General features: G+C 42.5%; 16 protein-coding genes, 1 rRNA gene and 3 riboswitches. Of the genes, 13 read left to right on the top strand and 4 right to left on the bottom strand.

Annotated elements, in window-relative coordinates; genetic code table 11:
* Positions 1–9: 9 nt before the first annotated feature.
* A riboswitch (purine riboswitch) is annotated at positions 10–109 on the bottom strand.
* A 295-nt stretch (positions 110–404) separates the two neighbouring features.
* Together LC091_RS18870 and LC091_RS18865 are read right to left on the bottom strand one after the other, a co-directional pair.
* Entirely contained in the window at positions 405–1,871 is a 1,467-nt protein-coding gene (locus tag LC091_RS18870; RefSeq protein WP_226683611.1) for a sensor histidine kinase, read from the bottom strand.
* Complete coding sequence (locus tag LC091_RS18865; RefSeq protein WP_404819705.1) at positions 1,868–2,551, bottom strand: response regulator transcription factor; 684 nt, start codon at positions 2,549–2,551, stop codon at positions 1,868–1,870. The genes LC091_RS18870 and LC091_RS18865 overlap by 4 nt, the downstream gene beginning before the upstream one ends.
* Before the next feature lie 178 nt (positions 2,552–2,729).
* On the opposite strand from LC091_RS18865, the gene LC091_RS18860 reads away from it, so the two are divergent.
* The 7 genes from LC091_RS18860 to LC091_RS18830 all read left to right on the top strand — a co-directional run bounded on the left by LC091_RS18860 (position 2,730) and on the right by LC091_RS18830 (position 14,004).
* Positions 2,730–4,175 (top strand): ABC transporter permease, encoded by a 1,446-nt coding sequence (locus LC091_RS18860; protein WP_226683609.1) that lies wholly within the window; start codon positions 2,730–2,732, stop codon positions 4,173–4,175.
* 10 nt (positions 4,176–4,185) lie between these two features.
* Positions 4,186–4,881: an ABC transporter ATP-binding protein gene (locus LC091_RS18855; protein ID WP_226683608.1), complete on the top strand. Its 696-nt coding sequence runs from the start codon at positions 4,186–4,188 to the stop codon at positions 4,879–4,881.
* A 601-nt stretch (positions 4,882–5,482) separates the two neighbouring features.
* Positions 5,483–11,422 (top strand): lamin tail domain-containing protein, encoded by a 5,940-nt coding sequence (locus LC091_RS18850; protein WP_226683607.1) that lies wholly within the window; start codon positions 5,483–5,485, stop codon positions 11,420–11,422.
* A gap of 234 nt (positions 11,423–11,656) precedes the next feature.
* On the top strand, positions 11,657–12,208 hold the full coding sequence (locus LC091_RS18845; RefSeq protein WP_226683606.1) for an HD domain-containing protein: 552 nt from the start codon (positions 11,657–11,659) through the stop codon (positions 12,206–12,208).
* Positions 12,209–12,529: 321 nt separating this feature from the next.
* Positions 12,530–13,054: a hypothetical protein gene (locus LC091_RS18840; protein ID WP_226683605.1), complete on the top strand. Its 525-nt coding sequence runs from the start codon at positions 12,530–12,532 to the stop codon at positions 13,052–13,054.
* A gap of 146 nt (positions 13,055–13,200) precedes the next feature.
* Entirely contained in the window at positions 13,201–13,467 is a 267-nt protein-coding gene (locus tag LC091_RS18835; protein WP_226683604.1) for a hypothetical protein, read from the top strand.
* 168 nt (positions 13,468–13,635) lie between these two features.
* The gene (locus LC091_RS18830) at positions 13,636–14,004 is read left to right on the top strand and encodes a VOC family protein (protein ID WP_226683603.1); all 369 of its coding nucleotides are present in this window, start codon (positions 13,636–13,638) and stop codon (positions 14,002–14,004) included.
* 188 nt (positions 14,005–14,192) lie between these two features.
* On the opposite strand, the gene LC091_RS18825 is transcribed toward LC091_RS18830, so the two are convergent.
* Entirely contained in the window at positions 14,193–14,594 is a 402-nt protein-coding gene (locus LC091_RS18825; RefSeq protein WP_226683602.1) for an anti-sigma regulatory factor, read from the bottom strand.
* 130 nt (positions 14,595–14,724) lie between these two features.
* A complete protein-coding gene (locus LC091_RS18820; protein ID WP_226683601.1) occupies positions 14,725–15,426 on the bottom strand; it encodes a DUF2294 domain-containing protein in 702 nt (233 codons plus the stop codon).
* Positions 15,427–15,798: 372 nt separating this feature from the next.
* Between LC091_RS18820 and LC091_RS18815 the strand changes: the two genes are divergently transcribed.
* From LC091_RS18815 to LC091_RS18790, 6 genes are all read left to right on the top strand, one after another.
* Positions 15,799–16,752, top strand: a complete 954-nt coding sequence (locus LC091_RS18815; protein ID WP_226683600.1) for an AAA family ATPase — start codon at positions 15,799–15,801, stop codon at positions 16,750–16,752.
* Between the two features lie 53 nt (positions 16,753–16,805).
* Positions 16,806–17,966, top strand: coding sequence for a DUF58 domain-containing protein (locus LC091_RS18810; protein WP_226683599.1), 1,161 nt, complete (start codon positions 16,806–16,808; stop codon positions 17,964–17,966).
* 2 nt (positions 17,967–17,968) lie between these two features.
* Positions 17,969–20,191 (top strand): transglutaminase TgpA family protein, encoded by a 2,223-nt coding sequence (locus tag LC091_RS18805; protein WP_226683598.1) that lies wholly within the window; start codon positions 17,969–17,971, stop codon positions 20,189–20,191.
* Positions 20,192–20,230: 39 nt separating this feature from the next.
* Positions 20,231–20,332, top strand: a riboswitch (purine riboswitch).
* A 265-nt stretch (positions 20,333–20,597) separates the two neighbouring features.
* Positions 20,598–22,118, top strand: a complete 1,521-nt coding sequence (guaA, locus tag LC091_RS18800; RefSeq protein WP_226683640.1) for a glutamine-hydrolyzing GMP synthase — start codon at positions 20,598–20,600, stop codon at positions 22,116–22,118.
* A 141-nt stretch (positions 22,119–22,259) separates the two neighbouring features.
* A riboswitch (purine riboswitch) is annotated at positions 22,260–22,361 on the top strand.
* 132 nt (positions 22,362–22,493) lie between these two features.
* Positions 22,494–23,819: an NCS2 family permease gene (locus LC091_RS18795; RefSeq protein WP_226683597.1), complete on the top strand. Its 1,326-nt coding sequence runs from the start codon at positions 22,494–22,496 to the stop codon at positions 23,817–23,819.
* A gap of 450 nt (positions 23,820–24,269) precedes the next feature.
* Positions 24,270–24,579, top strand: a 16S ribosomal RNA gene (locus tag LC091_RS18790); the annotation flags it as partial.

Below are 24,579 nucleotides of genomic sequence, written 5' to 3'. Positions count from 1 at the left end.
GAAATGGGCAGAGTGAATCCACCCATTCGTAGTTAGGATTTTACGGCTCCTAGTAGAAACTCTTAGACCATATCTCTAAGAATATACGAATGAAATAGTTATTAGTAATTTCAACACAAGTTTGATTATAAACGAACTTTTTCTTTGTGTAAACAACAATCGTTCGTATTTTATTTAAAAATAGGTATATTTTTATGTGTTATCACTTATAAAAATGATTTTTTACGATAGATCAGTTGTGTGTTTATTAGAAAGTATTCGTATATAGCAATTTTTAAACAAACGTTTGTACAATTGATTTTTTACTATTGTTTTATAGAGGCTCAATCTAAATCGATAAATATCGACTATTTTTACATGCTATAGCAAAATAGGGATAGCTTAAAACGGTTCTGCCTCACGACTCACCCCAATGGCAAATAAATAATAAATCTAGCCCCTTCCCCCGGAGCACTATCAACATCCACACTACCGTGGTGTGCCTCTACAATTGCCTTTGTAATAGAGAGCCCGAGCCCGGCTCCTCCATAATCACGATTTCTGGAATAATCAATTCGATAAAACCGCTCAAAAACATGCGGCAGCTTGTCCTTATCAATTCCGGAACCGTTGTCCTCGACGCTTAACTGAATAGCATCTTCTAAACTCTCTAACCGAATATCAATTCTGCCTTGCGCAGCATCTGTATGTTGAATCGCGTTTTGAAAAAGGTTTAAGATTACTTGCTTTATTTTGTCAGGGTTCAGATTCGCGTACACATCATTAATCAAATGAAAGGTTACCATTCTTTTTCCTGCCAGGATGCTTAGCTGTGGCTTCATGTCGCGGATGAGTTCGGTTAGATTGGTTGATTGCAGCTCTAATTCTGGTGCTTGATCCAATTTTGCCAACAATAACAATTCCTCGACTAGCTTAATTACCCTTTTCGTTTCGCCGTACATATTATCTAGTGCCATTGTCAGTTGGTTTGGATTTTGGGCAGCGCCTCTTAGCAGTACCTCAAGGTAACCGTGCACAGAAGTTAGAGGGGTTCTGAGTTCATGAGACGCGTCCGCGATGAAACGTCTCATTTGTTCCTTTGCTTCTCTTTCTTGTCCAAAAGATATCTCCAGGCGTTGCAGCATGTCATTGAAGGATTCGGATAACAGATCTATTTCTTCTTGTCCTTGTTTCTGTGGAATTCGGTACGCCATGTTGGAGGCGTTGATGGTCTGTACAGATGATACGATGTTGGATAATGGACCCAATGTCTTTTTGATAGCCGAGAAGTAAATCCAAATCCCTGCTGCTATCGCAAAAGTGGATAGAATCATAAAGGTTAGCCATTGTTTCCATAATAGCTGCTGCAAGGGAGCGGTGCTGATTCCCATCTGTAAGATCGCGCCGTCCCCATTTTGGAATCGGTTTGGATTTCGCATGGCCGGCCGGAATAGGACTAGCTGTTCGGTCCCGTTTTCATCCTTGTTCAAATGATAATCTGCTCTGTTTCTGCCTCCTATATTTTCTTTTATGGACTCCAGTTTGGCTTCCGAGAATCGTGGAGATTCCAACCCATTGTTATCCAACAAGTCAATATACGTTCCGTCCTCCTGAATAAGGGAGAGTGATATATTCTCCACTAAGAAAAAATGAGGGCGCTCTCTGCCACCGGGAGGGTCGGAAAATTCTCCTAACGCTCCTATCGGAACAGACATGATTTTCCCACTAAGTTGTTCCGCTTCATTTTTATAAAGAAAGTCCTTTAAGACCATATATTGGAAAAAACCAATCACCACTAATATAAGTGAGAGGATGATAAGCATTTTAAAGAGAAGCTGATACCGAAGTGAGGAAGGGGATAGGGTTTGTAGGATTTTTTGAATAGGCTTCATAATAAATCCAACCTATATCCAGCCCCTCTAATCGTACGAATGAGCTGATGCTGTTTATCTCCAAGCTTTTCCCGCAAGGATCGGATATAGACTTCCACGATGTTATCCTCTCCTTGAAAGGTATATCCCCACACCTTATCTAAGATCAATAACTTACTCATCACCATCCCGTGATTTAAGACGAGATACTTTAACAGTTCATACTCTGTTGGGGAAAGGGCCAGTCCTTTGCCCTTGTACTCGATCTCCCTCCGTCTATCATCTATTCGAAATGGACCGTAGATAACTTCACCGAACTGATCAGGGAATTGGTTTCTGACACGAGCTTGAATACGGGCTAATAATTCCTCAAAACTAAAAGGCTTCACGATGTAATCGTCTGCTCCAATTTTTAACCCTTTAACTCGATTGTCAACCTCATCTCGTGCCGTCAACATGATGATGGAGGTTTGGATACCGCTTTTTCTTATCATATTACACACCTCGAATCCATCTAACCCAGGCATCATCACATCTAAAATAACGACATGGGGCTTGAAGTCTGGTAAGAGGTTCATCGCAATAATTCCATCTGAGGCTGTCTTTACCTTGTATCCTTCGTTTGATAAGCCAAGCTCAAGGAATTGTACTATATTTTTTTCATCATCGACTAGCAGTATTTTTATTTCTTGGTTATTCATCAAAATGTACCTCTCTCCGTTTACCTTCTTACCGTTTATTGTAACCCCAATATAGCGGGATAATGGACTTTTGAATAAAATTTTCAGCTAACTTTCAGTTTCTTTTAAGGACCAAATCAGTTTCGTTTTGAATAATACCTACTATGGCTTGTTTTAAAAAAAGAGGAGGTAATAAAAAGTGAATTTTATCAAAAGGGCGTATTGGAGTGTAACAGCTAGAAAAGGGAAAAGCCTGATTCTTCTCGTCGTACTTGCTGTTATATCTGTATTTGTATTAACGGGTTTAACCATTCAGACAGCTGCGGAGGAGTCTAGTAACTTAGCGAGGAAAGAACTTGGTGGAGATGTTACGTTAACGGTCGACAGACAAAGTCTTGTGGAAAATGGTGGGGAAGAGCGAAGAAGGCAAGCGATGTTCCAACCCATTCCCATCGATATAGAAGATGCAGAATCACTCATTGAATCTCATTATGTGGAAGGGTATAACTTCTACTCTACGGCAAGTGCCATGGCAACTGATTTCACGGCGATTGGCGCAGCGGAGGAAGAAGAAAGTGCAACAGAAGAAGATCAAGCTCAAGGAAGTATGCCTGGCAGAATGGGTGGAGGTATGAATTCGGATTTGGATGTTCAAGGCGTGTTATTTAGTGATGCGGCTGCTTCTTTTATGGATGGCCAATCTGAAATGGTAGAAGGAGAACACCTTACAGCGGATGATGCAGGGAAAATGGTCACGTTGGTGGAGGAAAATCTAGCCTCTGAAAATGGCTGGTCCATAGGCGATGACATCTCCATTACATCAGTGGAAACAGAGGAGACGGTAACACTTGAAATCAAAGGTATCTATTCTACTAGTGCGGAAATACCTCCACAAGCAGAAAGAATCTTATCAATGAATCCTTATAACTCTATCTATGTACCACTAGAAGCAGCTAATCAACTAAAGGGTGAAGAAGGAATCATTAATCAGGCAATTTATTATATGAATGACCCGTTAAACATTGAGGCATTTATTGCGGAAGCAAAAGAATTGGGCACCATCGATTTTGATACGTTTATTTTAAATGCGAATGACCAGCTCTATCAACAGATGATGGGACCGATTGAGAATGTATCTTCCTTCTCTAACAAGATAGTATTACTAGTTACGATTGCTGGTTCAATTATTCTTGGCTTGATTGTCATGATGACCATACGAGAAAGAAAATATGAGATGGGCGTTTTATTGGCCATTGGAGAGAAACGAAAAAAATTAGTTGGTCAATTCCTAGTAGAAATATTGATGGTAGCGGTATTGGCGATGGGGTTATCTCTGGTGACAGGTAGCTATGTGGCAGAAGCAGTAGGTAACCAATTACTAGAACAAGAGCTTACCGCCTCTGAAGAAAGTAATGAACCCCAATCCTTTACCAACAGGCGAGGAATGATGGGAGCAATGGGACCTGGAGGCATGACCCAGAACCAGGACGTACAAACGATGGAAGAACTAGCGATTGGCGTTACAGCTGAAAACATTATCATGATGGTCGGAATCGGACTACTTGTCATTTTAGTTTCAACACTTGTTCCTGCCTTAAGTGTTCTTCGAATGAATCCAAAAGCAATTTTGACGAATCAAGACTAGGAGGTACATGATGAGTACATTATTATCGCTACAGCAAGTTAGTTACTGGTATAAACAAGATTCCATAGAACAGTATATTTTAAAAGATGTGGACATGACATTTGAGAGAGGTACCTTTTATACCATTGTAGGACCATCAGGATCCGGGAAAACCACCTTCCTAGCCTTGGTTTCTGCGCTCGATACACCTAAATCCGGAATAGTCCTTTATGAAGGAACCGATTTGAACAAAATTGGGTTAACCAAATTTCGAAACCAATATGTATCTATTGTATTTCAGTCCTATAATCTTCTTCCTTATATGACAGCGATTCAAAACGTTATCACCGCAATGGAAATAACGGGCGTGAAGCAGCCAAATAAAAAACAATACGCCCTAGATTTGTTGGAGAGAGTTGGCATTTCCAAAGACCAGGCCAATCAAAAAGTCCTGACGCTTAGCGGAGGCCAACAACAAAGGGTATCCATTGCACGCGCTATCTCTTCGTCTGCTGATTTGATCGTTGCGGACGAGCCTACAGGGAACTTGGATGAAGAAACAGCCAAAAGTATCATCACCTTGCTTCAAAAGCTTGCCCATGAAGAAGGAAAATGCGTAATTGTCGTCACACATGACCAAAGCATCGCAAGTAATTCAGATGTAAAGGTTACCTTAACAAAAGGCAAAATGGTAGAGGAAAGAATGAGAGAAGCGGTAGTTAAGTGAGATATTAGAACCCGGATGATGGACACTGTCATTCGGTTTTTTTGTTTTTTGAGAAATTATTAAATAATGGAATGCTGGATTCTTTGGGATGAAGACCTCCGTGACGAGAAATTTGGAGAAGGGAGGTCCTCATCGCCTTTATGAAGATCGCAGTGACAAGGAAAAAGGAGGAGAGAGGTCCTCATCACTCGTATGAAGACCGCAGTGACGAGGAAAAAGGAGAAGAGAGGTTCTCATCACTCGTATGAAGACCGCAGTGACGAGGAAAAAGGAGGAGAGAGGTCCTCATCGCCGTAATGAAGACCGCAGTGACGAGAAATTCGGAGAAGAAAGGTCCTCATCACCAATATGAAGCCTTTTGTAACAATGAAATTTCATTTAAATGGTTGAAGATAAATGCAAAGGGTAAGAACCGGCCGAGAGTGAAACGTCCCAAAGATTAAAATCTTACTTGGAACGTGGTTTTAGGTCGCATTAGCGATTATGTTCGTAGACTCTCAAAACCACCCAACTTTCCATAAATTTTACAACACCTTCATACCTGCTTAACAATCCATCGGTAAAATTTTAAATGTTCAAAAAAGTTCGGTGGAGGTTAGTGATGAGGAAAGAGAACCGTAAGTTTGGTAGGAAGCTGCTGTCGTCATTGATGATTTTTACTATTGTGGGAACGAGTTTTCAGCCTGTTGTGCCGCGCGGAGTGGTGCATGCGGAGGAAGAGATACCTAAAACGGAAACTACTCCAGTTGAGGAAACTGAAGTACCAAACCCGGAGGGAAGTAGTGAACCGGTTGAGAATACAGAGCCGCCAGCTGAGGATTCGGTAGATCCGCAGCCGCCTGAAGTGCAAACGGTGGAAGAAGAAGAGAGAACGGAAGAACCTGTTACAGAAGCACCTGTAGTGGAAGAGCCAGTAGAAGATGAACCACAAACAGAAGTTACTCCACCTGCCAAAGAGGAAGAAGTGGTGGAATCAACAGAACAACCAGAAGAACCAACTGAAGTGCAACAACCAGAAGAAGAGACCATCACAGAAGAGCTGGATTACAACCTGCTCCCGCATCTACTCATCACAGAAATTTCTCCAAACTCAGCTGGTACTGATCATTATGAGTACTTTGAGCTTTACAATAATACAGACCAGGCAATATCTACAGAGAATCTGAATTTTATCTATACATACACAGATACAGGAAGTGAAAAACCGTTTACAGTCCCTGTAACAACCATTGAATCACAGGAAACTCTAGTGTTTTGGTATAACACTGGAGATAAAAGCCTTGCTGATTTTAATCAGAACTATGGGTTGGCGCTAACGGAAGCTCAGGTAGTGCCTTTTAAAGATGCTTTCCCTGGTTTTGCGAATGGTGGAAACCGCGCATTGGTGATTAAGGATAAGCAAGGGAAGGAATTGGTTTCTGCCAGTTATCTAGGAAATGAGAATGATAACAACGGAGCGGGAATAGAGTATAAGTTTCCGGTGAGCGGGACGGTGATGGACAAGCATGCGGTTCTTGCATTGCCAACGCCTGGAACCATTGATGCGGTTCAAGTTCCTGAGCAGCCGGTGACAGTGGAAGAAGAGGAAACTCCTGTCGCTGATGAGACACCGCCAGTGATTGAACACACTACTGTAACAGAAGCGGAAAGATTCACTGCCATCCCTTTTCAAGCTACTGTAACGGATGACGTAGGCGTAACTGCGGCAACAATATTTTATAAAAAAGAATCAGAGGAAAGCTATACGAGTCTAAGTATGCAACAACAAGAGGCAACGTCAATGTACACTGCTGAAATCCCTGCTGCTAAGGTGGATGGACCAATCACTTATTACATCGAAGCGTCAGATGGTACCAATACATCAGCGACGGAGACGTCCACGATTGAGGTGGAGATTCCAGCAGAATCTTACAGTGAACTGCCACTGCTTATTACCGAGCTGTCTCCGAACTCTAAAGGGGGAGGGACGGATTACTATGAGTTTTTTGAAGTGTATAACAATACGAATCAACCGATGAATCTGGCAAACTATTCGTTTGTCTATAAATATACGGACACGGGAAGTGAGCTTCCATTCCAGGTGCCGGCTGTCATTTTGGAGCCGCAGGAGGAACTTGTATTTTGGTATAACACCGGAAACAGGACGCTTGCTGAGTTTAATGAAAACTTTGGCCTGACGCTAGTGGAAGATCAGGTTGTCGAGTTCAAGGATGTCTTCCCAGGTTTTGCGAATGGTGGAAATCGTGCGCTTGTGATCAAAGATGCAGAAGGTGCGGAGGTCGTGTCGGCAAGTTATCTTGGCAGTGACAATGACAATAACGGAGCGGGAATCGATTATTTATTCCCGTCTAGCGGAACAGAGATGCTGAAACTGGAAGGATTGGCTGCGCCGACACCTGGTACGGCAAAAGAAAGTCAGGTGCCTACTAACCCTGTGGAGCTGGAGGAAATACCGGAAGATACGGTAGCGCCTATGATAGAGCATACGCCTGTCACTAATGGCACTGCCTACTCGCCAATTCAGATGGAAGCGACCATTACAGACGATATGGCGAAACCTTTTGCGACTTTATTTTATAAAAAGCAAGGGGCCGAGACATTTACTTCCTTGTCCATGAACCCAACGTCTGAAGGGTCTTCTGTCTATACGGCGGAAATACCTGGAGCGGATGTTTCAGAGGATATCGTTTATTATGTGGAGGCTTCAGATGGTTGGAATGTTTCCAAGACAGAAGAGTTTACGGTTGAGGTAAAACAAGTTGAAGTGGACTATCAGTCTCTGCCGCCATTTTTGGTAACGGAAGTGGTTCCGGATTCGACGAATGTTGGGTCAGCGGACGGCTATGAGTTCATTGAAATCTATAATAATACGAATCAGGATCTTAGTTTTAAAGATTATAAGCTTTATTATCGTTACGGAGCGGAGAGTGCAACAGATGTGGTCTGGCCTTCGATTCCGGATGATGTGGTGATTCCATCCAAGGAAACGCTTGTATTCTGGATTATCAATTCACAAAACCGCGAGCAGACCGTGGCGGATTTTAATGCTAATTATGGTTCGAATTTGGTGGAAGATCAAAATATCGTCCGTATCTACAGCGACGGCATGGCCAATGGCTCAATGCGAGGACTTGTGGTGGCGACGAACTCGAAAAAAGAGCTTGCGGTCGCCTATTACAACGATGTTCCGAACGTGAAGGACACAGCGGCCAATATGGGTATCTTTTATCAATACCCGCTAGATGGCTCCACGCAAATGATCAAAACAAGTGCGGCGGAAAAAGCGGCAACGCCTGGTATGGTGGAGGCTTCACAGGTGCCTGCGGAAACGGTTCAGATCGAAGCAGATACGGTAGCTCCAACTTATGAAAATTTATCAAAGGTAACTGAAGTCGACCAGACGGAGAATATTGAAATCGTTCTTGATGCAAAGGATGACAAGGAAGTAAAGACGGTCCGTTTATTTTACAAGACGAACGACCAGACCGACTTCAAACAGGCCATCCTGACAAAGGATTACAATGACCTGCTTTACCACTATACGGTGTACTCGCCTGAAATTATTGCGAAAGAGTATGTGGAATATTATTTCGAGATTTCGGACGGCATGAATGAAGTGACAACAGAGACCTATAAGGTGAATGTCACAACGGAATTGGATTTCTCCAGTCTCCGCTTGAATGTAAAAGAAGGCGAGATTCTTGCTGGGGAGAAGATTTTGAAAGGGACTTCAAGCTCCGATGCTCCGGAAGATGTGAAGCTTTTGATAGATGGGGAGGAAGTGGAAGGCGAAACTTTCCAAGCTGTCGAGCACACCTCATATTTTGCTTTTGAGGTGAGTGGCATCAATACCTTCTTCCAGAACGGGGTAACCATGGGAGATGAAGTACTGCATATTTTTGATGATTGGATTAATGAATGGCAGACAATCACGGTTCCGATCAACCCTGACAAACTCGAGCTTGGAGATAATACAATTACGATTCGTGCGGGTAACAAGGCATCCCCGTTTGATCTGGAGTCCGAGGACAATCGTGATGACTATAACCTGAGAAACGTTCGCCTTGTCTTGGCGGATGGAACTATCCTGCGCGATGCGGGAAAAAATGACCCTGCGCAAGTGTTTGATATGGGCGATGATGGGACAGACCGTATTTTTGAAGATTTTACTTTTACTGTGACAGGGGAACAGGCCCCGTCTAAGTCTTATAAATGGGACACAGCTTCCGTCTCGGATGGGAAGCATGTGGTTTCTGCAATGGATGCGGATGAGGAAATCTCAACAACAGTGATGGTGGATAACACAGCTCCAAGCATCACGACGTCCCTAGAAGAAGGGAAAGAATACAAAGGTGCTTTTACAATCGAAGTGACAGCAACTGATGCGATTGCCGGGGTAAAAGAAACGAGGGTACTGCTTGATGACATGGAAATTGTGACACCTTATGAAACGGCATCTTCTAAACTTTCGGCTGGAGAACATACGTTGAAAGTCGTGGCGATCGATGAGATAGGAAACGAAGCGGTAAAAGTGGTGCACTTCTCTGTTGTGAATGAAAACCCGTTGAAACCGGAACTGGTATCCCCGGCAGATGATGCGGAAACACCAGTGGATGGTGACCCTGCTTTAAAAGTGAAGGTGTCGGATCCTACTAAAGATGATTTAGATGTTACTTTTTACGGTGGCTATAAGTACGATGTGACTCAAGGTGATCGCATGAAGGGTTTTAAAAATGCCAACGAAGTCGAGCCGCCGCAAACGATGGTGCCAGAGGGCGAGGAAGCATTTACAGAAGAGGATATTTCCCTTGTTTCTAACGAAGACGGGGAATATCTCATCACGGATTCTTCTACAGAATTCCCTTATCACCGCTTTGATGTGACGGTGGACGATTCTGTTCAGGAAGGGGATACGGTCGAACTTGTTTGGAAGGGGAACTCCCTTGAAGGCAGGAAAGTGACCATGTATGCCTGGAACCACACGTCCAACAAGTGGGAGATTGTAGATTATAAGATTGCTGGAACGGAAGACTTTGGCCTGCAAGGAGAAGTCGCAGTCGCTGATTTTGTAAAAGCAAGCAACATCAACGTCCTGGTTCAGGATGAAATTCCAGCTTCCTCTGAAGAGTATGATTATACGTTTGTCTGGATGTCAGACACGCAGTATTACTCGGAAAGCTTCCCGCACATCTATGAAAGACAAACCGAATGGATAGCGGAAATGGAAGAGGAAATGAAAATTGAATATGTGTTCCACACGGGAGATCTCGTGAATATGGCAGATCAAGAGTCCCAATGGAATTACGCGGACCAGTATATGGGCGTTTTGGATGAGCGTGAAATCCCGTATGGCGTGCTTGCCGGGAACCATGATGTGGATCACAAAACCAATGATTACACGCAGTATTATAAATACTTTGGAGAAGACCGCTTTAAGGACAAACCTTATTACGGCGGAAGTTATAAAAATAACCGCGGGCATTATGACCTTATTTCCTCCAACGGAAATGACTATATCATGGTGTATCTTGGCTGGGGTGTGGAAGACGAAGGGATTGCATGGATGAATGAGGTGCTTGCTGCCCATCCAGACCGCATGGCAATCTTGAATTTCCACGAGTACTTGCAGGCAACAGGTGTGCGTCATCCGCTTGGCGACAAGTTGTATGAGGAAGTCGTGCTTCCAAATGAGAATGTCATTGCTGTGTTGAGCGGCCATTATCATGAAGCACAGACACTGATTGATGAAGTGGACGATGATGGAGATGGAGTTCCGGACCGTAACGTCTATCAAATGCTTGCCGACTATCAGGCAGGCCCAGAAGGCGGACAAGGCTTCATGCGTTTGCTACACTTTGATACAGATAATAACCGGATTGTCGTGAACACGTACTCTCCGTACCTGGATCAGTACAACTATTATGATACGGAAACTTATCCAGGGAAGGATGAGTTTGTACTTGAGTTAGACCTTCAGCCAAAAGAAAAACGAGTGGCAACAGACTATTTTGCAGTAAACGTTTATACGGAAGTGGAAATTGGCAAACAAGAGGCTGTTTCAAGCGGAAGTGTGGCCGAGATGGTCTGGGAAGGACTTGCGGAAAACGAGCGTTACTGGTGGTATGTCGTGGTGGAGGATGAGCACACTGGGATGACTACATCGGATATTTGGACTTTTACTAAAGGTGAAGTGGGGGATGGGCCGGTTGAGCCGGATCCTTCAGAGCCGGGGAAACCTGGGAAACCGGGTAAGCCAGGTAGTCCGGGTGGTAATCCTGGAGTGCCAAGTAATCCGGGTGCGCCGGGGCCTGTGAATCCAAAGCCGGGACAACCTGCAAAACCTGCCGTTCCGGGTGAAGTCAATAATCCTGGAATGCCAGGTAATAGTGATGGTAAGAATACAAAACAAGGAAAGAAATCGAATGGAGAGAAGCTTCCGAACACCGCTACTAATCTATATGACTTTTATGTTATCGGGTTTATTTTGCTGGTGGTGGGAGTAGGGTGTATGGTGATTGTGAGGAAGAGAAGAGTAATATAGTTTGATAGAGATGGCACATGGAATCTTTTGGATTTCATGTGTCTTTTTTAAAAAAGTCAGTATAAACTTAGAAGTAGAGATATCTTATTTTGTTTTAGACCGAATAGTAATTCTTAATCAAACGTTTGATCAAATGGAATTTTTTTATTGTAATAAAGGGCTTGAAATTGATTCGGGAAATATCGACTATTTTCGAAAGGTATATGGAAATAACAAATAACGGGAGGGTTATATATGAATTTAGTAGAGAAAGCCATTGTCTTCGCTGCTTCGGCACATAAACACCAAACAAGAAAAGGGACGGAGATACCTTATATCACACATCCTTTTGCGGTGGGAATGATGTTGCAAGGGGCGGGTTGCTCTGAAGAAGTGGTTGCTGCTGGGATTTTGCACGACACACTGGAAGATACGGAAGCCGCTTATGATAGCTTGGTGAAAGAGTTCGGTGGCCGTGTAGCAGATTTAGTGGTGGCTGCTTCTGAAAATGACAAAAGTCTTTCATGGGAAGAAAGAAAACAACACACCATTGATGGGTTGAAAGATGCATCGATGGAAGAGTTGCAAGTCATTGTTGCGGATAAGTTGCACAATTTACGCTCCATTCGAGCGGATCTTGAAGAACATGGGGATTTGATTTGGGGGCGGTTTAATCGTGGGAAAGAGAAGCAGCATTGGTACTATGCAAGCATTGTGAAGGCGTTGGCCCCTAGGCAAGATAAGTTTAAGTTGATCGGTGAATTAGAGAAGGAAGTTAGAGAGGTTTTTGGGTTTGTGGAGTTGTAGAAGGAGCGGGTTGCTTTTCGGGGAATGAAGCCCCCTCTGTCATGAAAAAGGAGGCAGTGAGGTCTTCATCGGGGTTATGAAGACGTCTCTGAGGTGAAAAAGGAGGTAGTAAGGTCTTCATCAGGGTTATGAAGACGTCTCTAAGGTGAAAACGGAGGCAGTGAGGTCTTCATCGAGCTTATGAAGACGTCTCTACCCCAAAAAAGTAACCAGAAAGGTCTTCATCCGGCCACCACTGCAATTCCAATTCAAAATAGTGCAAAAAAGTCTATATCTTCCCCTAATTCCCTGCTAAAATATTGAAGGAAGGAGATGGAAAATATGAAAATATTAAGAAGAGTGTTACTGGTAGTAAGTTTATTAGCAATGGGCAGTGTGTTGACTGCTTGTAGTGAAATTGTAGATACGATAACAGAGCAGGTTGATGCACAGGATGAACTGATCGCCTATATTGAGGATAGCAATCCAGTTATTGAAGCTGCTGTAGATGCGGAGATTGCGGCAGATGAATTTGTGTTTATGGAAGAGGATATAGAGCCAGCATACACATACTTAGTAGAGACCACAATTCCTGCGCTTGAAAAAGTGGTAGAAGATACGGAGGCCATTGTTATTACAATGGAGGAGTTGCAACCATCGCACGATAAACTGATTGAGGCGCATAAAAAATTGTTAGAAACCTATTCTACATATGCAGAAGGGTATTATAACGGGGATGAAAGCTTTATGGAAAAAGGAGATCTTCTCTACGAAGAGTATGGTGTAATATACGATGAACACGAAACTTTGTTCACGGAATTAGCGGAAGAGTATAACTTGGAAGTGGAAATAGAGGAAATAGAATAGCGTTTAAGTGAATAGTAATTTTTAAACAAACGTTTGTATAAGCTGATTTTTTTTGTTGAGATGAGAGCCTTGAAACTGCATCGAGTAATATCGACTATTTTTGAATAGTATAGTAGGAAAATGTTTAATGGGGTTGCTTGGGATAAGTGGATCGAAAAGCCGCCCTGCTTCCGCAAAACCTCACTTTCTTCACTTCCACCGCATATATTGGTTCAGAGGTGATGCAAATGGGAGACATTATCCCCTTTCGGGAGCGTGGATGCAAATTAACTAAGCAAGAGTTAGAAGAATACTATTACATCAGACAACAAATAAAACAGACTAAAACATTGAGAGAGTTGTTTTATTGTAGAAGGCTGGTAAAGGAATTCAAAACAAAAATGGCGGCTCGTTATGGACTGGATGGAAAGTAGTTAACAAGGTGGTGCAAATATGCATCACTTTTTTATTTTTATTGGGTTTAAGTTAAAGGTTTTTTGAGTGATAAGTAAAGTTTATAGGTATTCATAAAATAACAGTCATTTCCATTATCACCCTCCTTGAGTAAGATTAAAGTAGGTCTTACAAAAGGAGGTTTTTTCATGTCTTTTACTATCAACAAAATCGATCATGTCCAGCTTGCTATGCCAAAGGGACTGGAGGATGAGGCACGCAGATTTTATGGTGAGATTTTAGGCTTGGAAGAAATGAAAAAGCCAGAGACGCTTAGAAAAAGAGGCGGGGTGTGGTTTAGTAAAGGGGCTGTACATCTTCATTTAGGGGTGGAAGAGCCTTTTGTTCCTGCCAAAAAAGCGCATCCGGCATTTGAAGTACACCAAATAGAAGAATTTAAAAGTTATTTGAGGTCACAGGTGGTGGAGTTCACGGTTGACGAGAATCTTCCTGGAGCGAATAGAATTTATGTAAGTGATCCTTTTGGAAACAGGCTGGAGTTTTTAGAGTGGGTATGAGTTTTGAATGAATTTTAAGGAAACCAGCTGCCATGAAATGTGTAAAAAAACTAGAAGTATTGAATAAATGCTCAGAAGTATTCAATAAATCACTTCAAATTGATCACAATCCATATACTTCAAAAAAAAGCGTGGAAATTGTGGGATAGGAGAAGAGTATGGGTCGAGGAACCTGTCCCCATAACCCACTACCCCCGTAGCCATTTCACCACTTCAATCCTTGTTCCCTGTTCCGTCACGGAATCTATTAAAAACTCATCCATCATTCTTTTTACTCCGGGGAGGCCTGCCCCGAGGCTGTCGGAAGTGGAGTAGCCGTCTTCCATTGCTTTGCCGATGCTGGTAATTCCGGGTCCTTCATCAATAACTATCACGCTTAACCCAGGTGCGTATTTATGAATCACTTCAATACATACAGTACCGGTTCCGGCATATTTAATTACGTTTCGTGCGAGTTCCGAGATAGCGGTGGTAATACGGACTTGATCGATATAGTTAAAGCCCATACTGGTGGCTATTTCTCTTCCGAGTCTTCTGACTTTAATGATATCTTTATCGTCTTTGATGGTGAGTTGGTGTTTGATTTCCATCCTTTCATCCCTCCAAGGGTAAAGCGATTGTCCATAAGCGGAGAGGTAAGCTGTTAATAAAAAAAGCCAAAGAGAGGGCAGGTGGGTACCGCCTTCTCTTTGGCTTATGTCTAGTTCCATGCCTAGATCATTACTGCCGGTTATGTTTTTGTGGTGCTAAAATAAATACAATAATGCTTTTGTCTAACGTGAAGTCCCAGTTGACAAATATTTCGGTGATATCCTTATGTAAAAGTCGTTGAAAGGATAGTTTTGCTTGGAATAGGAGTTTTTTCTCCAGCTTCCGTTTGGCGAGGGTCAATGCTTCTTCAAATCCCAGTTCAATGAGTTGCTCTTCTATTTGAACGAGGATGCCTTCTCTAATTACAATCAACGTACGGTCGTTCAACATATGGGAGTATGTAATATCGGGATGTTTCTCTGCCTCGGCGCTGATTTTGGCAATGATGGATTCAATTTCTCGTCGGTTGGGATAATTGTATTCAATGAATCTCTCTGCTTTTTCCTCTACTCCTACCAACAGGCCAGAACCGTTCTCGAAAGTCCAGTCATAGTAAAACTCTTTTATTGGTAATCCCGTGACGGAATGGATGATTTCTTTTATTTTTTCGTTCAATTTACGCATCATTTTATCCCGTATTTCTTCGACAGTCAGCGTGTGATTGTCTTCTAGTAACATATTTTCTATGGGAGAAAGGAAATGACGTAGATAGATGATGACATAAGGTGATGCGATGGTTACAAAAACAGCCTCGGGTCCTTTTCCGAAGTGCTTTCTCAGTAACCTTCCAATTTCGCTTGATAATTCGGATTGCTGCACTTTCACTTCCATTGTCTCACCCCTTTAAGAACAAGGAGTTTTACCCTGTGCTCTGTGAAGATTTTAAGGGATGCAGTATTAAAAAAGTTTAACCCTTTTGATATAGGGGTAAATGTTTAAGTTGGTTACACCCTCTTATATGTAGAAAATTCTACACGGAAACCGAAATTCCTTCTTTATAATTTGATATTGTTTGCTATTTTTTCCCTGAGAGCGATTAGTACCATTCATTCTCTTTTTTTTGATATTCTATATATAGGGAAAATTGAAATTATTTGCATGGGTATTAAAGGGTTTTTCTGACAGAAAAGCGAATATACTGTAGGTTAAGGTTCAAATTGATGTCGATTTATAGATAAATATAGATTATAGGGGGTACGGATTTTGGAAACTTCACCATTACAAGTAAAACGAATATTGGACAATATTGGAAATGTTATGATTGGCAAAGAACATGTGGCGGAATTGAGTATTGTTGCCTTGCTTGCTGGGGGGCATGTGTTGCTTGAGGATGTACCAGGAGTTGGAAAAACATTGATGGTGCGATCTCTTGCCAAGTCTGTCGGGGCAAATTTTAAACGCATTCAGTTTACGCCTGACCTTTTACCTTCCGATGTAACAGGAAGCTCCATTTACAACCCGAAAGAATTAAAATTTGAATTCAGGCCGGGCCCGATTATGGGGAATATTGTTCTTGCGGATGAAATTAACCGTACATCACCGAAAACACAGGCCGCTTTGTTAGAGGGTATGGAAGAAGGAAGCGTGACAGTGGATGGAAACACCCTGTCATTAGGAAGCCCGTTTTTCGTTATGGCCACTCAAAACCCGATTGAATATGAGGGGACATATCCATTGCCAGAGGCGCAGCTTGACCGTTTTTTATTCAAAATGAACATGGGCTACCCGACGCCTCAAGAAGAAGTGAATATTTTACATACGACCGAAAAGAAACAACCGATCAATGAGCTGCAGTCGGTTATTACATTGGAAGAACTCCAGGCGATGCAGAAACAGGTAAAAGAAGTGCATGTGGATGTGACGGTAAAAGAATATATCGTTGATTTGGTTAACCGTACCCGTACGCATCAATCTGTTTACTTGGGTGCAAGCCCGCGTGGGTCGGTGGCATTGATGAAAGCCTCCCAAGCCTATGCCTTTATTCATGGAAGGGATTATGTGCTGCCGGATGATATTCAATATTTGGCTCCTTATGTGTTGCCGCATCGCATCATCTTGAAATCAGAGGCGAAGTTTGAGGGGATGACGGCAGAGCAAGTGGTGAAGAAGGTTATTGACCGCACGCCGATTCCGGTTCAAAGGTCGATGACAAGATAATGAAGGTATTTTTTCAGAAAGCTAAAAAAGTTTGGAAACTGGTTTCTTTTCTGTTGTTGGTAGCCACCACATTTGTTTATGCTATGTTCCAAGGCGGGTTTGTTAGCTGGTTTTTATTCATCAGCTTCCTGCCTTTTGCCTTGTATGCTTTTTTGATATTAGTATATCCTCTTAAGGATTTTGAAGTCTCGAGAACGATCAATCAGGAAAAATACAGAGCGGGGGATAGGTTGATAGGAACTATTACTCTCAGAAGAACAGTGCCGGTTCCGCTTGCCTTTCTTTTAGTAGAAGAAGTTCTTCCAAATGACCTGTTGTTTTGTCAGCAGACCAAACAGGCCAAACGGATACTTTTTCCGTGGTTTAAGAACACGATTACCATTCAATATGCGCTGGACCGTGTTCCTCGCGGAGAGCATACATTGAAAGGAATACGCTTGGTGACGGGTGATTTCCTAGGATTGATTGAAAAAGAGAGATTTATAGAATTGGATCAACCCTTTTTGGTTTACCCAAGTTTTACCGAAATGACGTATAGACAACATGAAAATAAATTTGATCAAGGGTCCACTTCCTCCAAAATGAAGATGGTTCGTGATACGTCCATGACCGTTGGGGTCAGGGAATATCAACCAGGGGACCGTTTCTCTTGGATAGATTGGAAAGCGACCGCGCGTCGAAACGACATTATGACCAAGGAATTTGAGCAGCAGCAATCACACGATGTAATGTTGTTTATTGACCGTTCGCAAAGTGCCTCGTTTGAAAGTGCAGTCAGTTACAGTGCTGCCATGACCAAAGCGATTCTTAAATATGGATCACAGGTTGGCCTTGTGTCCGTTGGGGAAGATCGATCGGTTTACTCATTACGTAGCGGGGAAGAGCAGTTTGCAGGAATCTACTATCACCTTGCGAAAATACAACCGAACAGTAAAAGAAACTTTTCCAAAGTGATTGAAATGGAAATCGGCAAATTCCAGCCAACCGTGACGTTCCTTTTTATCACAGGGAAGCTTGAGAGAGCTATGGTGGAAAGTCTTGAGAAACTCTCTACTAGACACCTCCATCTAGAAGTTCATCTGACAAAAGATGACGGAGTTCGTTTAACAAAAGAAGAACTTACTTATATGGATCTCTTAAAGCGGAGGAATATTTTGATTAAGACCGTCTATCCCACTAAGCCCAAAAGTAACATCATAAGTGAGGTGAGTTAACGATGTCGAAAACTAACCCATATCAGCGGAACGTTTATGCTTTTCTCATGCATGTGTTTGGATTTATTCTCCTTTTAGAATGGATCCTGCCATTGGGGGATGTGACGGATACCGCGAATTTGTATGTGTTTATCGTGTTTCTTCTAATTTCTTTCTCACTTTCCTTTTTGCAAATACTTCCGATTTTAAGCTTTTTCGTTCATTTGGGGTTTATGTTTTATTTTATTCACATCCTCTATATGGATGGCAGGTTTCTTAGTAGAGATTGGTTCTCTTACCTATGGAATGACCTGAACTACAATGTGAATGTCATTTGGGCACAAGATTGGGTTGCTATGACAGGGATGTTCAGAAGTATCTTGCTGTTTGTCCTTCTATGGCTTGTTAGCTATCTAGTGATCTACTGGATCTTGTACCGCAAACAAATGTTGCTATTCGTTATTTTTACGATTACTTATGTTGCAATCCTTGATACTTTTACACTTTATCAAGGGAATGAAGCGATTATGCGGTTGATTGTGGTGGGACTTTCCATTGTTGGATTTGTCCATCTAGAAAGGTTAAAAGAGCGGGAAGGTGTGTATAGAAGCGGTAAGCTCCTGATCGGCTGGGGGATTCCGTTGATTATCTTCATTCTTCTTTCCGCCACAGCTGGCTATTTCTCGCCTAAAGCTGCTCCTATTTGGCCCGATCCTGTACCTTTTTTGAAGGCTATTGGTAATGGAGATGGTCCAGGAACAGGTGGCGGAGTGCGTAAAATAGGGTATGGAGAAAATGACTCCCGTCTTGGTGGTCCCTTTGTTCCGGATGATAGCGTTGTTTTCCAGGCAGAGCTGACGCGCACTCACTATTGGCGTGTGGAGACGAAAGATATTTATACCGGAAAAGGATGGGACTCAACGGAAGGAGAGCGTGCGGAGCTTAATGGAGGACAGAATGATCAGGTTTCTTGGATGAGTGATGAGGTAGCGACAGACGCCTATTCTGCCACATTGACGATGGAGAAGACCTATCCGCATATCAATTATCCGCTTGGACTAAACGAAATCCAAGTAGAAGAAGAGGGTGTCAATTTTAGCCTGAACGACAGTACGGAAAAAATTCGTACCTTGGATGAAAGTGGAGATCCAATTGAATTAGAAGAATACCGTGTGAACTATGATTTTCCTAGGTATTATATAGAAGCATTAAAAGGAGCGGAGCCTGGAACTGGTGAGGAAAGCAACGAAGAGTTTATGGAGCGTTATACGCAGTTGCCTGACTCTTTGCCAGACAGGGTGGTCGGGCTTGCGGAAGAAATAACCGGGTCGTTCACCTCGCGCTTTGATAAGGTTAATGCAGTAGAAAGGTATTTCCGCAACAATGACTTTGTCTATGAAACAACTGATGTTGCCGTTCCAACAGGGGATCAAGACTATGTAGATCAATTCCTGTTTGAAACGATGCAAGGATATTGCGACAACTTCTCGACTTCGATGGTTGCACTTTTACGGGCTGTCGACATACCAGCAAGGTGGGTGAAGGGATACACGCAAGGTGAATTTGTCGATGTGACTGAAAATAACACCCGGCTTTTTGAAGTAACAAACAATAACGCCCACTCTTGGGTGGAAGTATACTATCCGGAAGTCGGCTGGGTAACATATGAACCAACTAGTGGATTTTCTAACCCTTATAGCTTTGTGTATCAGTCTGTAGAAGAAAACACAGGGGGAGCGACGGAGGAAGACGACACCATCGAACAACCGGAACAGCCAGAAACAGACCGAAATAATATTCCTGAGCTTGATCCAGGGCAAGATGAAGAAGCTGCTGGAGCGTCTGGTTCTAATGATGGAACGTGGAATTTTGCAGATATCTCTTGGAAACCACTAGCGCTTTTCGTGGCATCGTTAGTTGCTGCAGGTGCCTTGTTGTTTTTAGGGCGCAATAGGTGGATTCCGTATTTCTATATCCTGCGTTATAAAGGAAAAAAGGATGAAAGTACATTCAATAAAGCATATCCTGCACTCTTGAGGCAATTGCACGCCGTCGGTCTTATTCGGAAAGATGGCCAGACTCTTCGCGAATATGCCAAGTATATCGACGACTATTACAGCACAAGCGATATGCAGTCCCTTACCGCTCGTTACGAACGCGTGCTATACCGTGGCGATTCGTCTGAGCAAGAATGGGAGAAATCGGTGGAATTATGGGAAAATTTAATTAAAAAGACATCATCTTGACCTAGTAGAAACACACTGATAGAATAAGGTCAAATTAATGCAACTATAAAATATTGGCTTCATATATCCTCGATAATACGGTTCGAGAGTCTCTACCGGGTTGCCGTCAACTACCCGACTATGAAGGCAGTTCTAATACTGGTAGGGATACTTATATCTATATACATCCCCACTAGCAAACTAGAATTCTGCCTTCTTATGTATATATGAGGGGAAGATTCTAGTTTTTTTGTGTTTTAAAGGGTATTTTAACTTTAATTGTGATAGTTAATCCACAGGAGTTAAACAATTTAACCTTTTTAAAACAAAGGCATATCTTTCCTTTTATAGGTCAAAATAAACGAAAAGATATGCTCCGAAAAATAATAAACTTATGAGGTGAATTCGGGTGGAAGGTATCCAAGAAATGGTCGTCGTCCTTGACTTCGGCAGTCAATATAACCAACTAATTACACGTCGTATCCGTGAGTTCGGTGTCTACAGCGAACTACATCCACATACGATTACAGCAGAAGAAATCAAAAAAATGAACCCAAAAGGAATCATCCTTTCTGGAGGACCAAACAGTGTATACGGAGAAAACTCCTTCCGTTGTGACGAAGAAATCTTTGAACTAGGCATCCCTGTTCTAGGTATTTGCTACGGCATGCAGCTGATGACAATGCACTTCGGTGGCGTAGTGGAAAAAGCAAGTCACCGTGAATACGGAAAAGCACTTGCTACCGTATCCAATCAATCGGCTGTCTACCAAGATATCCCAGAACAACAAGTTGTATGGATGAGCCATGGCGATTTAGTTGTTAAAGAGCCAGAAGATTTCGCGGTTGATTTGACAAGCCCTGCATGTCCAATCGCTGGAATCAGTAACGAAGACAAGAAAATGTACGGAGTTCAATTCCACCCAGAGGTACGTCACTCTGTATATGGTAACGATCTTTTAAGAAACTTCGTCTATAACGTTTGTGGTTGCACAGACAGCTGGACCATCGAGAACTTCCTTGAAATTGAAATGCAAAAGATCCGTGACGTTGTTGGCGACAAGAAAGTTCTTTGCGCACTAAGTGGCGGAGTAGACTCTTCTGTTGTTGCTGTGTTAATTCACAAAGCGATCGGTGACCAACTGACATGTATTTTCGTAGACCACGGTCTATTACGTAAAAATGAAGCGGATGCTGTAATGAAAACTTTCAGTGAAGGCTTCAACATGAATGTTATCAAAGTGGATGCTAAAGACCGTTTCCTTAACAAGCTTAAAGGTGTTTCTGACCCTGAGCAAAAACGTAAAATCATTGGTAACGAATTTATCTATGTGTTTGATGATGAAGCTTCTAAATTAGAGGGCATCGACTATCTTGCGCAAGGTACACTTTATACAGATATCATCGAGAGTGGTACAGCAACTGCACAAACAATCAAATCCCACCACAATGTGGGAGGACTTCCTGAGGATATGCAGTTCCAATTGATTGAGCCGTTGAACACATTATTCAAAGATGAGGTTCGTGCATTAGGGACAGAACTAGGTATTCCGGACGAAATCGTTTGGCGCCAGCCGTTCCCAGGCCCGGGTCTTGGTATCCGCGTTCTTGGTGAAATTTCTGATGAGAAGCTAGAGATCGTTCGCGAATCCGATCATATCCTTCGTGAAGAAATCAAAAAAGCGGGTCTTGACCGTGATATCTGGCAATACTTCACGGTTCTACCAGATATCCGCAGTGTTGGAGTAATGGGAGATCAACGTACGTACGATTACACAATCGGTATCCGTGCGGTAACATCCATTGATGGAATGACTTCTGACTGGGCCCGTATTCCTTGGGACGTGCTAGAAGTAATCTCCACCCGTATCGTAAACGAAGTGGATCACATCAACCGCGTCGTGTATGACATTACATCTAAGCCACCTGCAACGATTGAGTGGGAGTAATAAATAAAAAGCCGACCGGGATTGCCTGGTCGGCTTCTGTTTTGGGTTAAAAACGAACATTGGTAAAAATTATTTGTCGAATGTTCGTTTTTTATGTTGACGAATCTTTGTGAGCTTGGTAATATAAAAACAGAAATTATCATACATTTATAGTTCAAATCTCGTATAAATTTGGGAATATGGCCCAAAAGTTTCTACCAGGCTACCGTAAACAGCTTGACTACGAGGTAATAGGAACTAGGTGGTACATGTATCTGAATTTTTTAGATGAATGTTATCGCTTCTTCCTATCCTCGTCAGTTAATTGTGTACGCTCCTGGTTTATGCCAGGGGCGTTTTCTTGTTTGTACGAATTATCTTGAGGAGGATTTTTGCATGAAGAATTATTTTGAGTTTCAAAAACACGGTACAAACTACAAGACAGAAACCATTGCAGGACTAACGACATTCCTGGCAATGGCCTATATATTGGTAGTAAATCCGCTTATGCTTTCACTGGCAAGTGTGGGGGATTATCCAGATGCGCTTCGCATGGACCAAGGCGCAATCTTTACAGCAACTGCACTATCCGCAGCAATTGGTTGCTTGATCATGGGCCTCTATGCAAAATACCCAATCGCACTTGCACCGGGAATGGGTCTTAACGCATTCTTCGCTTACTCTGTAGTGCTTGGCATGGGCATCCCTTGGCAAACAGCATTAGCAGGGGTATTAGTTTCTGGTATTATCTTTATCTTTTTAACACTATTCGGTATTCGCGAAAAAATCATCAATGCTATTCCAGCAGAATTAAAATATGCGGTCGGAGCAGGTATTGGACTTTTCATCACATTCATCGGTTTTCAAAATGCCGGTGTCATCGTTGGAGACGAAGTAGTACTTGTAGCACTAGGAGATTTAACAAACGGTAATACACTACTAGCAATCTTTGGTCTAGTAATTACTGTTATTCTTATGGTAAGAGGCATTAAAGGCGGTATCTTTTTCGGGATTGTCGTTACAGCAGTAGTTGGTATGTTGTTTGGCCTGATTGATACACCTTCTGCGGTTGTCGGAGCAGTTCCGAGTATTGATTCTACGTTTGGTGCAGCATTCGCTAGTTTAGGAGATATCTTCACCATTCAAATGCTAGTTGTTATCCTTACATTCTTATTCGTAGATTTCTTTGATACAGCAGGAACGCTTGTAGCCGTAGCAAACCAAGCAGGCTTCATGAAAGACAACAAGCTTCCACGAGCAGGAAAAGCACTTTTCGCTGACTCTGCAGCAACAGTTGCGGGAGCGGTACTTGGAACTTCCACTACCACTTCCTACATTGAATCATCTTCTGGTGTAGCAGCTGGAGGCAGAACAGGATTCGCATCTGTAGTTACAGCAGGTTTATTCTTATTATCATTAGTATTCTTCCCACTGCTTTCTGTCATCACAGAACCAGTAACAGCACCAGCGCTAATCATTGTAGGTGTGTTGATGGTATCAGCACTTGGAAAAATTGATTGGAATAAATTTGAGATTGCAGTACCTGCATTCTTAACGGTTATCGCAATGCCACTAACATACAGCATCGCAACAGGTATCGCTGTAGGATTTATCTTCTATCCAATCACGATGATCATGAAAGGTAGAGCAAAAGAAATTCACCCGATCATGTATGCGTTGTTTGTGATCTTCATCATGTACTTTGTTTTCTTGGTTGAATAGATTAATAGAAAGTCTGGTTTGCAAAAACCCTGCTATAATATGGCAGGGTTTTTTTCTGTTAAGAATGTTTGAGGAAATGTAGAGGTGGTACCATACCTATAAAAGGTTGCATATATATCTTCTATATATAGAAGAAAGTCCTCTTAAAATAGTAATTTAAAATTATATTAAAAAAGTAGTTGACCGTGTTACGGTTACCATGGTATATTATTATTCGTTGCTGCAAAACACGATTTGTTAACTCGCTGTAATGCTCGCAACAAAAACTTAAAAAAACATGTTGACGAGAAACACACAACATGGTATAGTAATTAAGTCGCCACGGAGCGACGGAAAATGATCTTTGAAAACTAAACAAAACAACAGCGTCATAACGTCGGTTCTACGGAACACGACAAAATGATTTTAAGTAACACAAGCTAGCAAATTTTGAGCAAAAGCTCAGACTCTTTATTGGAGAGTTTGATCCTGGCTCAGGACGAACGCTGGCGGCGTGCCTAATACATGCAAGTCGAGCGGACCTTTTAAAAGCTTGCTTTTGAAAGGTCAGCGGCGGACGGGTGAGTAACACGTGGGCAACCTGCCTGTAAGACTGGGATAACTTCGGGAAACCGGAGCTAATACCGGATAATATAAGGAATCTCCTGGTTCTTTATTGAAAGATGGTTTCGGCTATCACTTACAGATGGGCCCGCGGCGCATTAGCTAGTTGGTGAGGTAACGGCTCACCAAGGCGACGATGCGTAGCCGACCTGAGAGG

Origin of the sequence: Sutcliffiella horikoshii (assembly GCF_020524325.1) — a bacterium.
GTDB lineage: Bacteria > Bacillota > Bacilli > Bacillales > Bacillaceae_I > Sutcliffiella_A > Sutcliffiella_A horikoshii_D.
The sequence above is the reverse complement of the archived record's forward strand: the minus strand, read 5'-3'. Positions and strand labels throughout refer to the sequence as shown.